The 13,613-nt window shown below is 61.4% G+C and carries 17 protein-coding genes; 6 read left to right on the top strand and 11 right to left on the bottom strand.

The annotated features are described in order from the left end of the window. Window positions 1-44 precede the first annotated feature (44 nt). Both QCE73_RS31365 and QCE73_RS31360 read right to left on the bottom strand, forming a co-directional pair. Window positions 45-647 (bottom strand): short chain dehydrogenase, encoded by a 603-nt coding sequence (locus QCE73_RS31365; protein WP_187608066.1) that lies wholly within the window; start codon window positions 645-647, stop codon window positions 45-47. Between the two features lie 100 nt (window positions 648-747). Further along, entirely contained in the window at window positions 748-1,212 is a 465-nt protein-coding gene (locus QCE73_RS31360) for a hypothetical protein (RefSeq protein WP_309884959.1), read from the bottom strand. 169 nt (window positions 1,213-1,381) lie between these two features. Between QCE73_RS31360 and QCE73_RS31355 the strand changes: the two genes are divergently transcribed. Beyond that, complete coding sequence (locus QCE73_RS31355) at window positions 1,382-1,543, top strand: hypothetical protein (protein ID WP_187607986.1); 162 nt, start codon at window positions 1,382-1,384, stop codon at window positions 1,541-1,543. Between the two features lie 66 nt (window positions 1,544-1,609). On the opposite strand, the gene QCE73_RS31350 is transcribed toward QCE73_RS31355, so the two are convergent. Next, a complete protein-coding gene (locus QCE73_RS31350) occupies window positions 1,610-2,233 on the bottom strand; it encodes a DUF3005 domain-containing protein (protein ID WP_309884958.1) in 624 nt (207 codons plus the stop codon). 283 nt (window positions 2,234-2,516) lie between these two features. Here QCE73_RS31350 and QCE73_RS31345 point away from each other — a divergent pair, with 283 nt between their 5' ends. Both QCE73_RS31345 and epsC read left to right on the top strand, forming a co-directional pair. Beyond that, window positions 2,517-2,750, top strand: coding sequence for a hypothetical protein (locus QCE73_RS31345; protein WP_035507299.1), 234 nt, complete (start codon window positions 2,517-2,519; stop codon window positions 2,748-2,750). A 126-nt stretch (window positions 2,751-2,876) separates the two neighbouring features. Beyond that, entirely contained in the window at window positions 2,877-3,878 is a 1,002-nt protein-coding gene (epsC, locus tag QCE73_RS31340; protein ID WP_404989830.1) for a serine O-acetyltransferase EpsC, read from the top strand. A gap of 55 nt (window positions 3,879-3,933) precedes the next feature. Here epsC and folE read toward each other — a convergent pair whose 3' ends face one another. The 4 genes from folE to QCE73_RS31320 form a co-directional block, all read right to left on the bottom strand. Then, complete coding sequence (gene folE, locus QCE73_RS31335) at window positions 3,934-4,584, bottom strand: GTP cyclohydrolase I FolE (protein WP_035507302.1); 651 nt, start codon at window positions 4,582-4,584, stop codon at window positions 3,934-3,936. A gap of 82 nt (window positions 4,585-4,666) precedes the next feature. Beyond that, window positions 4,667-4,870, bottom strand: coding sequence for a hypothetical protein (locus tag QCE73_RS31330; RefSeq protein ID WP_035507304.1), 204 nt, complete (start codon window positions 4,868-4,870; stop codon window positions 4,667-4,669). 77 nt (window positions 4,871-4,947) lie between these two features. Then, window positions 4,948-5,391 (bottom strand): VOC family protein, encoded by a 444-nt coding sequence (locus QCE73_RS31325; RefSeq protein ID WP_309884957.1) that lies wholly within the window; start codon window positions 5,389-5,391, stop codon window positions 4,948-4,950. Between the two features lie 15 nt (window positions 5,392-5,406). Further along, window positions 5,407-5,838, bottom strand: a complete 432-nt coding sequence (locus tag QCE73_RS31320) for a nuclear transport factor 2 family protein (RefSeq protein WP_309884956.1) — start codon at window positions 5,836-5,838, stop codon at window positions 5,407-5,409. 167 nt (window positions 5,839-6,005) lie between these two features. Between QCE73_RS31320 and QCE73_RS31315 the strand changes: the two genes are divergently transcribed. Beyond that, a complete protein-coding gene (locus QCE73_RS31315) occupies window positions 6,006-6,641 on the top strand; it encodes a TetR/AcrR family transcriptional regulator (RefSeq protein ID WP_309884955.1) in 636 nt (211 codons plus the stop codon). Window positions 6,642-6,666: 25 nt separating this feature from the next. On the opposite strand, the gene QCE73_RS31310 is transcribed toward QCE73_RS31315, so the two are convergent. Together QCE73_RS31310 and QCE73_RS31305 are read right to left on the bottom strand one after the other, a co-directional pair. After that, window positions 6,667-7,089 carry a nuclear transport factor 2 family protein gene (locus QCE73_RS31310; RefSeq protein WP_309884954.1) on the bottom strand — a complete coding sequence of 141 codons (423 nt, stop codon included), beginning with the start codon at window positions 7,087-7,089 and terminating at the stop codon, window positions 6,667-6,669. A gap of 133 nt (window positions 7,090-7,222) precedes the next feature. Beyond that, window positions 7,223-8,611 (bottom strand): MFS transporter, encoded by a 1,389-nt coding sequence (locus QCE73_RS31305; RefSeq protein WP_309884953.1) that lies wholly within the window; start codon window positions 8,609-8,611, stop codon window positions 7,223-7,225. Window positions 8,612-8,918: 307 nt separating this feature from the next. On the opposite strand from QCE73_RS31305, the gene QCE73_RS31300 reads away from it, so the two are divergent. Continuing rightward, window positions 8,919-9,872: a 2-hydroxyacid dehydrogenase gene (locus QCE73_RS31300; RefSeq protein WP_309884952.1), complete on the top strand. Its 954-nt coding sequence runs from the start codon at window positions 8,919-8,921 to the stop codon at window positions 9,870-9,872. Window positions 9,873-9,939: 67 nt separating this feature from the next. Then, complete coding sequence (locus QCE73_RS31295; RefSeq protein ID WP_035507319.1) at window positions 9,940-10,836, top strand: LysR family transcriptional regulator; 897 nt, start codon at window positions 9,940-9,942, stop codon at window positions 10,834-10,836. Here the strand turns inward: QCE73_RS31295 and QCE73_RS31290 are convergent. Beyond that, on the bottom strand, window positions 10,820-12,196 hold the full coding sequence (locus QCE73_RS31290; protein WP_309884951.1) for an aspartate aminotransferase family protein: 1,377 nt from the start codon (window positions 12,194-12,196) through the stop codon (window positions 10,820-10,822). The two genes, QCE73_RS31295 and QCE73_RS31290, sit on opposite strands and share 17 nt — an antisense overlap. A gap of 14 nt (window positions 12,197-12,210) precedes the next feature. Then, window positions 12,211-13,545 (bottom strand): glutamine synthetase family protein, encoded by a 1,335-nt coding sequence (locus tag QCE73_RS31285; protein WP_035507325.1) that lies wholly within the window; start codon window positions 13,543-13,545, stop codon window positions 12,211-12,213. Between the last annotated feature and the right edge of the window lie 68 nt (window positions 13,546-13,613).

The following is a 13,613-nucleotide window of genomic DNA, read 5'->3' as shown; positions in this document are numbered from 1 at the left end:
CGATCGATGCGCCGTGCTCCATGCACACTTCGCGCCTGTCAGTGTCAGTGCACGTTGTAGATGCGTCCGGTCTCCGCGCCCTCGACGCTGCGGCTGTACGCCAGCGCCACGCGCGCGCCGCTCGCCGCCTCGAAGCCGCGGAAATACGGACCGAAGCTTTCGCGGGCTTCTTCGAGCATCGTCGGGCTCACGACGTTGATGCGCAGGCCGCGCGGCAGCTCGATCGCCGCGCCGCGCACGAAGCCTTCGATCGCGCCATTCACGGCCGCCGCACTCGCGCCTTCGCGGATCGGCGCCGCGCCGACGATGCCGCTCGTCAGCGTGAACGAGCCGCCATCGTTCAGATAATCGCGCGCGGTGAGCACGAGATTGACCTGGCCCATCAGCTTGTCGTTGAGACCGAGGCGAAACTGCTCGGGCGTCATCTTCACCAGCGGGCCGAAATGCACGTGACCGGCTGCCGCGACGATCGCATCGACACGGCCGATTTCATCGAAGAGCCGCTTGATGCTGGCGACATCGAGCAGATCGACGCGATGCGCACCGCGCGTCGCACCGATTTCGAAGACTTCGTGACGGGCTTTGAGTTCGGCGGCGACCGCCCGGCCGACCGTGCCGGTTGCACCGATGACAGCGATTTTCATGATTGGGCTCGCAACGGTTGATGAACTTTGCATTGTGCGAGCGAGCGGACGCGCGAAAAAGGCGCGTCTGCTTCTAGGATTGCAAAGCCGTGGTTTCGAATGCTTATCGAGTGGCGAGTCGCGCGGGCATCGGCGAAAGCAGATAGAGCGATGCCGCGAACTTGCAGACGAGTCCCGCGCCGCTGACGAACGCAGCCGCCGGAAACACGTGCCATTGCAGCGCGAGCGTGGGCGCGACGAGCGCGACCGAAGCGAAACCTAGCGCCACGGCGAGCCAGCGCGCCCATTGCAGCCGCGACGCGACGCACACGTACAGCAGGCCGACCAGCACGCGCGAAGCGACCGATGCCGCGAGCGGATGGGCCGACGCATCGCCGGGAAGGCCGATCGCGAGCGTCAGCGCGAACTCCGCCCAGGAGAGCGCATAGGCCGCGCCGAGACACGCGATCGCGGACGTGAAGCGCTGCTCGGGCGTGACGGTATGGCGGGTATGGCGGGTCGTCGTCTGAAGCTGCGCCGTTTCGTCGGCTTCCGGCGGACAGGCGTCGTAGGCGTGGATCGTCGTCATCTGGTCTTTCCCCTTTGTCGATTCCGGGCGGTCGTCTTGTTGGCCGGGATCGCATTTGCTGCGATGCGGCGCTTCATTGGCCGTCACACTGCGCATACGCCGTGCCTGCTCCGGGGAACACGTATTGCTTCCCATCATATTGACAAGCCAACGACCACAGGAGAGCGCGATGAACAACGTAAAGGAACAACGTCCTCATTCGGAACGTGACGAAGACGATCTGGACAAGGCCGTCGAAGACACTTTTCCCGCAAGCGATCCGCCCGCGACGGGCGGCGTGACGCGCATCGAATCCGATGATGAAGAGAAAAACAAAAAGCAGGAACGCTGAACGCAACTGAAAGCATAAAGAGCCGCATATTCCATGCGGCTCTTTGCTTATGAACGAACGAAGTCTTCAGCCACGTTCGAGTTCGAAGAGCCGCGAAGGCCGCATGTGATTGAGCGCATAGTGCTTGCGCCCGCGCAAGGTATGGCCATGCGGATCGCGGCCTTCGAAGCGGAACTTGTCTTCGACCTCGGGCACCGTCGGCGCGACCATGCCGCGATCGATCAGGCGATATCCACGTTCGAGCGCAAGCAGGACGCCATTGCGTCCAGGACGGCTGTCGAAGCCGCCGAGGCCGTCGCCCGGTTCGGGCACGAAATTCACCGGCGTCGCATTCGAGTTGATGACCGAGTCCGGCTCGCGTGCGAGCATCTCGGCTTCGCGCCTTGCGTGGATGCTCTTTGCGTCGGCATCGACGGTGTCGTCGGGTCCGTCGTCGTTGGCGACATCGACACCGCGCGGCGGCTTTTCATAAAGCCCTTGCGGACCGACATGCATGCCTTCCTTCGTCGTCTCCGCTTTCACGGCCGCCCCTGCGCCCGCATGCGCTTCGCCGCCCGATGCGGCCTTCATCGCGTCGCTCATCTTCACGTGAGCCGTTTCCGCGGCGGGCGTTTTGATCGGGCTATCGGCGATCTGATCCTTCTGCTTGTCCTGCGTCTGCTGCGTCTGGTTCGATTCATCGTTGCTCATCGCATTGCTCCGTTGGACCTGAATTGACCAAGCCCGCACGCAAGACTCGTTCCGGCTATTTGGCGACGGAACCGCGAGCCTTGCCGGAGGGCGCCTTATCGGATACCCAAAATTTCAGGCTTTTTTTTCGACCCCAAGCCGATTTCCTGCAAGTATTATTTGGAACCTGTCGGCGGCAAAGCGCAACAGAAAGAGATGCGAGCAATCAGGAGGGCGCGTCTCGTTGCCGTCGAAGAAGAGCAATGCGATTCGAACGAGCAGGGCACTTTCACACAGGTGACTCATGCAACACGATGCAGCCTTCTCACATCGAGGCTACCTTCTAAACTGCGCGCCCGCCCGGGCCGGAGATGGCAGCTATCAGCCGTATGTGGTGATCTCGCGATCGAGCGATGGCGAACTCGTCGCGAACCGCTTCTTCCCATCGGACTTGCGATTTCGCAGCGAGGGCGATGCCATCGCGCACGCGCGCGACTGGGCCGTGCGCTGGATCGACGCAAGCAACGTGACAGTGTGAGCGATGTCCGGATGAAACAGCGGGAACACCGGCGCGCGAGCCGCCGGGCGGCAGGCTTCTCCAAAACCGGTTACCCTTGACGTTTCATCCGTCGTGCACGAGCGCGGCGGCCGCTTCTCTTGCTTCATGGCCGACATGCAGAACACGCCCACGCCCGGCACCGTACCGCCCATCGAAACATCCCGCGACACCGCACGCGACACGCCTCACGAGTGGGGCCTCGCGCAGATCGTCGCGGACTTGCGCCAGTCGCGCGAAGAACTGCATCGCACACGGCATCCGCTCGGCATACGTGAGCTGCCTTCACGCGACGCGATCGTCAAGATCGTCAATGGCTTGCGCTCGGCGCTCTTTCCCACGCATTACGGCGCGCCCGATCTGACCGACGAAAGCGTCGATTACTACGTCGGCCAGACGCTCGAAAGCAACTTGCGTCTGCTGCATGAGCAGATTCGCCGCGCGCTGCGCTTCCTGCCCGAACATCGCGATACGAGCGATGCCGAGCTTTCCGCGCATGCCTTCGCGATCGCGCGTGAATTCGGCTCGCAGTTGCCGCAGATTCGCGCGCTGCTGGTCAGCGATATTCAGGCCGCCTTCACGGGCGATCCGGCCGCGCAGCACATCACCGAGATTCTGCTGTGCTATCCCGGCATCTGGGCGATGACGCATCATCGTCTCGCGCACGCGTTGCACAAGCTCGGCGTGCCGCTGCTCGCGCGCTTCATCAACGAGATCGCGCATTCCTTGACGGGCATCGACATTCATCCGGGCGCGACCATCGGGCCGAGTTTCTTCATCGATCACGGCACGGGCGTGGTGATCGGCGAGACCGCGGTGATCGGCCAGCATGTGCGCGTCTATCAGGCGGTGACGCTCGGCGCGAAGAGCTTTCCTTCGATGAGCGATGGCTCGCTCGTCAAAGGCAACGCGCGGCATCCGGTCGTCGAGGACGATGTCGTGATTTACGCGGGCGCGACCATTCTGGGCCGCGTGACCATCGGCAAAGGTTCGGTCATCGGCGGCAATGTGTGGCTCACGCATAGCGTGCCGCCGGGCAGCAACGTGTCGCAGGGCAAGATACGCGAGGGCAGCGGCCCCGATGCGCCGGGCAACGGATTCGGCGCATGAAACGACGAAAGGGCCGCGAGGCCCTTTCTTTTTGCGTGCGCGTTGGCGATAGCCGTTACGTGTTCGACACGCTGAACGCGTTCTGATCGCTGACGATGGAAAGAAATTCGCGGCGCGTCGATGGATCGTCGCGGAACGAGCCGAGCATCCGCGATGTGACCATCGAGACGCCCGCCTTGTGCACGCCGCGCGTCGACATGCATTGATGCGCGGCTTCGAGAATGACGCCGACGCCGAGCGGTTGCAGCACCTCGTTCAGCGTATCCGCGATCTGCGCGGTCATCTTCTCCTGAATCTGCAGACGCTTGGCGAAGGCGTCGACGAGACGAGCGAGCTTCGAAATGCCGACGACGCGCTTGTTCGGAAGATAGGCGACATGCGCGCGGCCGATGATCGGCACCATATGATGTTCGCAATAGCTTTCGAAACGAATGTCCTTGAGGACGATCATCTCGTCATAGCCTTGCACTTCGGAAAACGTGCGCGCGAGAATTTCATGCGGATTTTGCGTATAGCCCGCAAAGAACTCTTCATATGCACGCACGACACGGCCCGGTGTATCGAGCAGACCTTCGCGCTTCGGGTCGTCGCCGGCCCAGCGCAACAGAACACGCACGGCGGCTTCGGCTTCCTCGCGGGTCGGACGATCGGCTGTGTCAGCGGGCATGTCCGAGCCTGAAAGATGGTTTTTGCGCGGGGCGCTCATCGAAAGCTCCTGTCAGTCAAGATGCAATTAGTGCATATGGCACCCCGCCATTGTTCCACGTTTCCGAAGATCGATATGCGTGTCAGGTCTTTCCGCCGCCATCGATGCCCGAACCCGTGCGCCACGCCTGCTTGCCTTCCTCTGACAACTGGCCGCTGCTGTGATCCTTGTCGGGTTGCGTGCCGGGCTCGGCCATAGGCCCGCCCGGCTGTTCCTGCGAGGTTTGCTGCTTGCCCTTGCGCTGCGCGATGCGGTCTTCCTGAGAACGTCCGGCGTAATTGCTCATGTCGCGGCTCCTTTCGAATTGATGCGATGAAAGGCGCGCAAGACGCGTTCCAGGCGGCTAACGGACGTACTGGACGGTCACGCCGGCTTGCCTTCGACGCCGCCGAGCACCATCCACGAAATGCCGAACTTGTCGGCCACCATGCCGAAGCGCTTGGCGAAGAACGTTTGCGTCAGCGGCATCTGCACCTGCCCGCCGTTGGAGAGCGCGTTGAAGTATTTTTCGGCCTGCTGTTCGTCGTCCACCGTGAGCGAGAGCGATACGCCCTTGAACTCCGGCTTGCCGCTGCACATGCCGTCGGAACCCATCAGCATGGAATCGCCGACGGTGAAGGCCGAGTGCATGATCTTGTTTTCCGATCCCGGCGGAATGCCGCAGCCGCTGGCCGTTTCGGCCTTGCCGGCTTCCGGGTTTTCGCTGTAGCGCATCATCATGACGACTTGCGCGCCCAGATTCTCGCGATAGAACGTGATCGCTTCTTCGCAGCGGCCTTCGAAAAACAAATAGGGTTGCACTTGCATGTCTGCTCCTTGGGTTTATGACTTCTCGTCAGGGTCCATATCCATCACGAGCGGCACCGATGCGTGTTCATGCACGACACGCCAGTCGCCGTCGATCTTCCTGAAGCACACGGTGGCGCGCACGATGTCTTCCTGCTCGCCCACGGCGACGCGGTTGACGGTGTGCGCATATGCCAGATCGCCGCTCGCGGCGACTTCCACTTCCCGCATCTCGAACGCGAGCGGACCCTTCATGCTGTCGAACCAGCGACGCCAGTTCTCGCGATAGTGCTCGACGCCACGAATCGACGCGGGCGGCACGACATCGAACACGACGACATTCGGCGCGTAATGGCTGACGAGTGCATCGACGTCTTTAGCGAGCACGGCCTGCCGCCACGCTTCGATCAGTTCGCGAATACGCGCGACATCTTCATTCGCATGCGTACGATCGTTCTGGTTTGTCATGGCTGCCTCCTTCGTATGACGGTCCGCATTGCACACGATGCCGCCGCGTCGTGACAAAGCAACGGCAAGTATCGACACGGAATTATTTTTTGCGTTGTGTACACCGTCCACAAAAAGTAGCAGAGATAATGGACAGTGTCCACATATGGAAAGCCCGACGAATCAAAATGACAAATGGCAAGCCGCGCAGCACCTACCGGCATGGGGATTTGCGACGCGCGCTGATCGATGCGGGCATCGAACTGGCGCGCGAGGGCGGGCCCGATGCAATCGTGTTACGCGAGGCGACACGTCGCGCGGGCGTCGTTCCGAATGCGGCCTATCGTCATTTCGAGAGCCGTCAGGAATTGCTATCGGCGGTGCGTTCGGCGGCGCTGTCGTTCGTCGCGCAGGCTATGGAAGAGGAACTGGCGGCGCGCCCCAGAAAGCGTCGCCGTGCGGATGCGGCGCGTGCGGGATTGCGGGCGATTGGAGCGGGCTATTTGCGCTTTGCGCAGACGGAAACGGGGCTGTTCCGCACGGCCTTCACTGCGCCGCAGGCCGAATGGGCCGAACATGAAGAGCCGTATGGCGCAGGACCGAGCGGACTCGATCCGTTTCAACTGCTGAGCCGCGCGCTGGACGAGATGGTGGACGCGGGTGCGCTCGAAGCAAGGCGCAGGCCCGAAGCGGAATATCTCGCGTGGAGCGCCGTGCATGGCTTCGCGCTGCTCGTGATCGAAGGCCCGTTGCAGGCGTTGACGCACACGCAGATCGAGCCGCTTGCCGGACGTCTGCTCGATATGGTCGAGAGCGGGCTTTGAAGGGTCGGTCGCATGCAGCGTGGCTTCAGTGCGTTACCGAAGGCACCAGCTCCACGGGAAGCGGCACCGAAGTATGTACGTGGCAGATCAGCCAGTCTTCGTCGATCTTCGACATGACGAGCGTAGTTCTGACGAGATCATGCGCTTGCCCGGTATTGATCCGGGTGACGCAGAACACCGTGCCGAGATCGCCGTTCACCTGCATGACGGCGTTCTGAATCTCGAATGAAATCGGTCCGTCGAGCTTGTCGAACCAGCCTTGCCAGACGGCGCAATGGCCATCGGCGCCTTGGTGCGCGAGAGGCGGAAAGATATCGAACACGACGACGTCATCCGCGTAGAAACGCCTCATGTTGCGCGCGTCTTTCGTTGCCGCGGCTTCGGCCCATGCCTTCAGCACGGCCTCGATATGTTGTGCCGACTGTACGGCTTCGTTTAATCTGGTCACGCTGACCTCCCGGATCGATGATGCCGTCACTATGCCGGGGTCGGGCGCGAATGAGGAGAGGCTTTCGTGAAACGATGAATTTTGCGTTCGCTGAAAAGGAAACGCGCCGCATCGGGCGGCGCGTTACACAGGCTTACTTCGATTTCGCCGGGCGGGTTTCATCGGCTATCGGTTCGACCACGCTGAAGAGCAGCAACAGGCACAGCGCCGCCGTTCCGACCATGTACAGGAACACCGCGGTCCAGCTATAGCTGTCGAGCAACATGCCGACCGCCAGCGGCGCGCATGCACCGCCGATCTGCCCCAGCGAGTTGACGATGCCGAACGCCGTCGGATACGTGGCTTTGGTCGCGAGGCCCATCGGATATGCGGAGTAACCCGCGAAGCCGATGCCGAGCATGAGGCCCGCCAGCATCAGCGCTGCGCCGAGGTACGCGACGCTGTCGGGCGCATCGATGAGCAGGAAGGTCATGATCATCGTGCCGAGTGCGCCGAGCATCATCATCGGCTTGCGGCGGCCGCCGAGCAGGCGGTCCGAGATGATGCCGCCGAGCATGTTACCCGTCACCGCGCCGATGAACGGCGCCGACGCGAGAAAGCCCATCTTCACCGAAGCAAAGCCCTTCACCGTGACGAGATAAGTGGGAATCCACGAGATGAAGATATTGCTGATGCCAATCATGCAGCCATAACCGAGCGCGATGCCGAAGATATTCCACGAGCCGAACACCTGGCGAATCGTTTCGAGCTGCGGCACGCGCTTCGTGCGATTGATCGCGTCGAGCCGGGGCATCGGCGTCATCTGCGCGCGCGACAGCGACTTGCCGTCGTTGCCGCCGATAGTCGTCTCATCGGCGATATAGCGGCGTTCGGCGGGCGAGCAAAAGCGGTTCTCGCCCGGCGAGTTGGTGACGAAGAACATCCACACCACGGCGAGCAGAATGCCCGGTACCGCGAACACATAGAAGATCTCGCGCCATCCCCACAACTGAATCACGATGATGCATACCGAAGGCACGATCAGCGGTCCGAGTTTCGATGCCGCGATCCACAAACCCGTGGCCGTGCCTTTTTCCTTCGCGGGAAACCAGCGATTGATGACGTTCGTGCAGCCGATGCCGAGCGGCCCTTCCGATAACCCGAGCCCCACGCGATACGTCATCAGCAGAATGACCGACGACGTGGTGCCCATCAATCCCGTGAACACGGAAGTGAGGATCATGAAGACCGAGAACAGCAAGCCGGTGGTCCTGTCGCTGAGCCGCTTATACAGCAGTCCGACGGGAATCTGCACGAAGCCGTATGCGAACGAGAATAGGCTCACGATCAGACCGGCCTGCGTGTTGGTGATGTGATATTCCTTCTTCAGATACGGCAACGCGATGCCGAAGTTGGCGCGATCCGCACACGCGATCGCCCAGATGCAGAAGATCAGTCCCATCACGACCCAGCGGTGCTTCGTGCGCTTCTCCGCGACAGGTTCGGCCTTCGAAGGAGCAATGATGCCGTCGGCGTTATTCATCGCGATGCCTCCCTTCCTGCTTGCGCTGCGACTTGAAGGAGGCGAATCGATGCAATGCGGGTAGGGCGCAGGCTCACGCTGTTGTCTCCGATTTCATTTTCAAGGCTTTATTGTCGATATGCCTTCTGATGCTTCGAATTGTGGAGAGGGTGCGCAATAGCGTCCAATCTTTTATTGCTATTACTTGATTCCCGGATTGAATCGATCGATTCGTGGATCAATTGATAGCCTTTTGGGATTGGACGTCTCCGGCAAAAGCAGACATCATCCGCTCCACATCGGAAACGAACACCACGGAGCACGCGAATTGAAGCCGAGCATTCTGCAACTGAACCCGATCCTCGTACCCGCCATCAACGACAAGCTGGATGCGCTCTACACGATGCATCGCCTCTTCGAGCAAGAGGATAAGGACGCGTATATCCGTGAGCACGGCGCATCGATTCGCGGCGTGATCACCGGCGGCCATACGGGCATCTCGAACGATCTCATCGAGCGCTTGCCCGCGTTGCAGGTTATCGCGGTGAACGGCGTCGGCACCGATGCCGTCGATCTCGAATTCGCACGCTCGCGCGGCTTGCCGGTGACGGGCACATTCGGCGCGTTGACCGAGGATGTCGCCGATCTCGCGATCGGTTTGATCCTCACCGCGTTGCGCGAGATTTGCCCCGGCAACGATTTCGTGAAGACGGGCAAATGGGTAAAGAACCCGAGCCCGAGCGCGATTCCGCTATCGCGCCGTTTCAGCGGCAAGCGCGTGGGGATCGTGGGTCTCGGCAAGGTGGGCCGCGCGATCGCGCAGCGCGCAGCCGCATTCAACTGCCCGATTGCTTATACCGATATGCGACAGATGGACGATGTCGCTTATCGCTTCGTACCGGATCTGCTGTCGCTCGCGCGCGAAAGCGACATTCTCGTGCTCGCCGCCGCGGCCGATAAGGCCAAAGGCATCGTGAATGCCGCCGTGCTCGATGCATTGGGCAAGGACGGTTATCTCATCAACATCGCGCGGGGCAAGCTCGTGGTGGAAAGCGATCTCGTCGAAGCGCTGTCGCGTGGCGCGATCGCGGGCGCGGGCCTCGACGTGTTCGTCGATGAACCGAACGTGCCGGCCGAATTGTTCGATATGGATCGCGTCGTGCTGCAGGCGCATCGCGCGAGCGCGACAGTGGAATCGCGTACGGCGATGGGCGAGATGGTGCTTGCGAGTCTCGCGCAGGGTCTCGCGGGTCAGCGTCCGGAAGGCAGCCTCACGACCTGATACACGCGCATGAATCCGTCCGGGGCGAACATATAATGATCGGCTATCACTTCAACGTCGATTACGAATGCTCGATCTCGGACAAGTGCGTTGCTTCGTTGCGGCCGCGACGGAGCTGAACTTCAGGCGCGCGGCCGCTTTGCTCAACATGACGCAGCCGCCGCTTTCCAGACAGATTCATCTGCTCGAAGAGAATCTGGGCGTGAAGCTGTTCGAGCGCGTCGGCCGCACGGTCAGGCTGACCACCGAAGGGCGCGTGTTTCTCGCGGATGCGGCGCGCCTGCTCAATCTGGCCGAGCAGGCCGAAAGCACGGTGCGGCGCGCGAACAAGGGCAAGACCGGGCGCGTGCGCATCGGCTTCACGGGCGCCGCGGGTTATGAGCTGATACCCGAATTGCTCGTCGCGGCGAAGCGCGATTTGCCGGATATCGATGTCGTTCTGCTCGAAATGATTTCCGTCGCGCAGATCGAAGCTTTCGAGGCAAATGCTATCGATCTCGGCTTCATGCGGCCGCTGCCGTCGCGGCAGAAAGTGGAGTTCCTTCTCGTCGATCGCGAACCGATGATCGTCGCGCTCCCGGCAGGACACGCGCTGTGCCGCTTCGATCGAATCGAACTTGCGCAGTTGCACGAGCAGGCGTTCATCATGCACTCGCCGACGCACGGCAAATACTTCCACGATCGCATCGTCAGCATGCTCGTCGCCGATGAAGTGAAGCCGCACTTCACGCAATACATCGATCAGACGCCGACCATTCTCTCGCTCGTTCGCGCGGGACTCGGCGTTTCGATCCTGCCGGCGTCATCGCGGCGATTTCATTACGACAATGTCGAGTTCCGGGATATCGCCGGCAATACCGTGCAGGCCGAAATGAGCATGGCATGGCGTTCCGATCAGGACAATCCCGCCGTCACGGCCTTCAGGCACATGGCGGCGGAATACTTCGCTAAGCGGCGTTCCTGATCTGATGCGCGGTCGCGTCGATGGCCGCTTTGGCCTTGTCGACGATCTCGTCTATCTCGTCATGCGTGACGACGAGCGGCGGCGATAACAACATGCGATCGTGACTCGCGCGCATCACGAGATTGCCCGAGAAACAAAAGTCGCGGCATATCGTGCCGATATCGTCGCCGTTCGGGAAGCGCTTCCTCGTCGCGCGATCTTCGGCAAGCTGAATGCCCGCGACGAGCCCCGCGCCCGCAATCTCGCCGACGATCGGCTGATCGCCCAGCGCATCGCGCAAACGCTTCTGGAAATAGGGCCCTGCGTCCTGCTTCACGCGCGCGACGATGCCTTCATCCCTCAGCAGCTTCAGATTGGCCACCGCAACCGCGGCCGCTACCGGATGCCCCGAGTACGTGAATCCGTGATTGAACTCGCCGCTATTCACGATCGCATCCGCGATGCGATCCGACAGCGCGACCGCGCCCATCGGCACATAGCCGCTTGTCAGGCCCTTGGCCATCGCGATGACATCGGGCTCGAAACCGAAGTGCTCGTGCGCGAACCATTCGCCCGTGCGCCCGAATCCGCCGATCACTTCATCGGCGATGAGCAGCACATCATGCTTGCGGCAGATGCGTTCGATTTCCGGCCAATAGCTCGATGGCGGAAAGATGACGCCGCCCGCGCCCTGGAACGGCTCGCCGATGAACGCCGCGACGTTTTCAGCGCCCAGCTCGACGATCTTTTCTTCGAGCTGATGCGCACGTGCGAGCCCGAATGCTTCTGCATCCATCGCGCCGCCTTCGCCGAACCAGTAAGGCTGATCGATATGCACGACATGCTCCATCTTCGATGGCATCTGCTCATGCATGTAGCTCATGCCGCCGAGCGTTGCGCCCGCAATGGTCGAGCCGTGATACGCATTCGTTCGGGCGATGACATAGCGCTTCGCCGGTTGGCCTTGCACGGCCCAATAACGATGCACCGCACGCAGCGCCGTATCGTTGGCTTCCGAGCCGCTGTTGCAATAGAGAAAGCGATTGAACTTTGCGGGCGCGATCTCCGCGAGCAGCGCGGACAACTCGATCACCGGCGGATGCGTCGTCTTGAAGAAGGTGTTGTAAAAGGGCAGCTCGTGCATCTGCTTCAACGCGGCATCGGCGAGTTCTCGGCGTCCATAACCGACGTTCACACACCACAATCCCGCCATGCCATCGATGATGCGATTGCCTTCCGAGTCCTGGAGATAAACGCCCTCGGCCTTCACGATCACGCGGCTGCCCGCGCGATTGAGCGCGCCCATATCGGAGAAAGGGTGCAGATGATGCGCGGCATCGAGCGCGCGGTAATGCGCCGTCGAATCGATTCGATCGTTCATGTCGTCGTCTCCTTTTAAACGTGCAGCAGAAGATGTTTGCGTTCCCATGAGCTGATCACGCGGAAGAACGCCTCGTATTCGGTTTCCTTCAGCGCGAGATAGGCGCGCACGAACTTCTCGCCGAACATGTCGGCAAGCGGCTCGCACGCACCCATCAGCGTGAGACCTTCATCGAGATTGCGCGGCAACTGATAGGGCTGACGATAGCCATCGCTCGCGAGCGGCTCGGTCGGTTCCAAATGCTGCGTCATGCCGAGATAACCCGCGGCCAGTGTCGCCGCGATCGCGAGATAGGGATTGCAGTCCACGCCCGGTATGCGATTCTCGATGCGCCGAGCCTGCGGCGACGCATGCGGCACGCGAAAGCCCACGGTGCGGTTGTCATAGCCCCATTGCACGTTGATCGGCGCGGCCATGAAGCGTGATAGCCGGCGATAAGAATTGATGTACGGCGCGAAGATCGGCATCAACGCGGGCGTATATTTCTGCAGGCCAGCAATGTAGCTATGGAAGAGGCCCGTAGGTTCGCCGTCGCGATTCGTGAAGAGATTGCGGCCGGTCTCTTCATCGATGACGCTCTGATGAACGTGCATCGCCGAGCCCGGCTCGTTCTCCATCGGCTTCGCCATGAAAGTCGCGTACATCTTGTGGCGCAGCGCCGCCTCGCGCACCGTGCGCTTGAAGAGAAACACGCGGTCCGCGAGATTGAGCGCGTCGCCGTGCATGAAGTTGATTTCCATCTGCGCAGCGCCGACTTCGTGAATCAGCGTGTCCACTTCGAGTTCCTGCACCTCGCAATACTCGTAGATGTCTTCGAAGAGCGGATCGAACTCGTTCACTGCATCGATCGAATACGCCTGACGTCCCGTTTCCGCGCGCCCGGTTCTGCCGACGGGTGGCTGCAAGGGCAGATCGGGATCGCGATTCATATCGACGAGAAAGAACTCCAGCTCCGGCCCGACGACAGGACGCCAGCCTTTCGCGGCGAACTTCTGCAGCACTTGCCGCAACACGCGTCGCGGCGAAATCGCGACGGGCGTGCCGTCGAAATGCACGCAATCGTGGATGACCTGCGCCGTGGGATCGGTGGCCCACGGAATCAGGCGGATCGTCGCGGGATCGGGGACGCAGACCATGTCGGGATCGGTGACGCCGGTGAAGCTGCCATCGACGGGATAGTCGCCCGTGACCGTCTGAATCATCACGGCTTGCGGCAGGCGCATCGATTCGCCCGACTCGAACTTGCTGCGCGGAATGATCTTGCCGCGCGCGGTGCCCGCCATGTCGGGAATGATTGCTTCAACTTCGGTGATGTGATGTTTGCGAAGGAATTCGTCGATGCGTTCCATTTTCGTTCTCGTGTTTTGAAGGCGCGCATGCTTCCACGGCCGTCGCGATGCATCGCAAAGGCGCAAGC

The organism is Caballeronia sp. LZ029 (assembly GCF_031451275.1).
GTDB lineage: Bacteria > Pseudomonadota > Gammaproteobacteria > Burkholderiales > Burkholderiaceae > Caballeronia > Caballeronia jiangsuensis.
Note: the sequence above shows the minus strand (reverse complement) of the source record. Positions and strands in the feature narration are given on the sequence as shown.

Coding starts and splice junctions, on each gene's coding strand:
- QCE73_RS31360 (WP_309884959.1), bottom strand. CDS start 1,212: ATGACGACGATCCACGCCTACGACGCCTGTCCGCCGGAAGCCGACGAA.
- QCE73_RS31355 (WP_187607986.1), top strand. CDS start 1,382: ATGAACAACGTAAAGGAACAACGTCCTCATTCGGAACGTGACGAAGAC.
- QCE73_RS31350 (WP_309884958.1), bottom strand. CDS start 2,233: ATGAGCAACGATGAATCGAACCAGACGCAGCAGACGCAGGACAAGCAG.
- QCE73_RS31345 (WP_035507299.1), top strand. CDS start 2,517: ATGCAACACGATGCAGCCTTCTCACATCGAGGCTACCTTCTAAACTGC.
- epsC (WP_404989830.1), top strand. CDS start 2,877: ATGGCCGACATGCAGAACACGCCCACGCCCGGCACCGTACCGCCCATC.
- folE (WP_035507302.1), bottom strand. CDS start 4,584: ATGAGCGCCCCGCGCAAAAACCATCTTTCAGGCTCGGACATGCCCGCT.
- QCE73_RS31330 (WP_035507304.1), bottom strand. CDS start 4,870: ATGAGCAATTACGCCGGACGTTCTCAGGAAGACCGCATCGCGCAGCGC.
- QCE73_RS31325 (WP_309884957.1), bottom strand. CDS start 5,391: ATGCAAGTGCAACCCTATTTGTTTTTCGAAGGCCGCTGCGAAGAAGCG.
- QCE73_RS31320 (WP_309884956.1), bottom strand. CDS start 5,838: ATGACAAACCAGAACGATCGTACGCATGCGAATGAAGATGTCGCGCGT.
- QCE73_RS31315 (WP_309884955.1), top strand. CDS start 6,006: ATGACAAATGGCAAGCCGCGCAGCACCTACCGGCATGGGGATTTGCGA.
- QCE73_RS31305 (WP_309884953.1), bottom strand. CDS start 8,611: ATGAATAACGCCGACGGCATCATTGCTCCTTCGAAGGCCGAACCTGTC.
- QCE73_RS31295 (WP_035507319.1), top strand. CDS start 9,940: ATGCTCGATCTCGGACAAGTGCGTTGCTTCGTTGCGGCCGCGACGGAG.
- QCE73_RS31290 (WP_309884951.1), bottom strand. CDS start 12,196: ATGAACGATCGAATCGATTCGACGGCGCATTACCGCGCGCTCGATGCC.
- QCE73_RS31285 (WP_035507325.1), bottom strand. CDS start 13,545: ATGGAACGCATCGACGAATTCCTTCGCAAACATCACATCACCGAAGTT.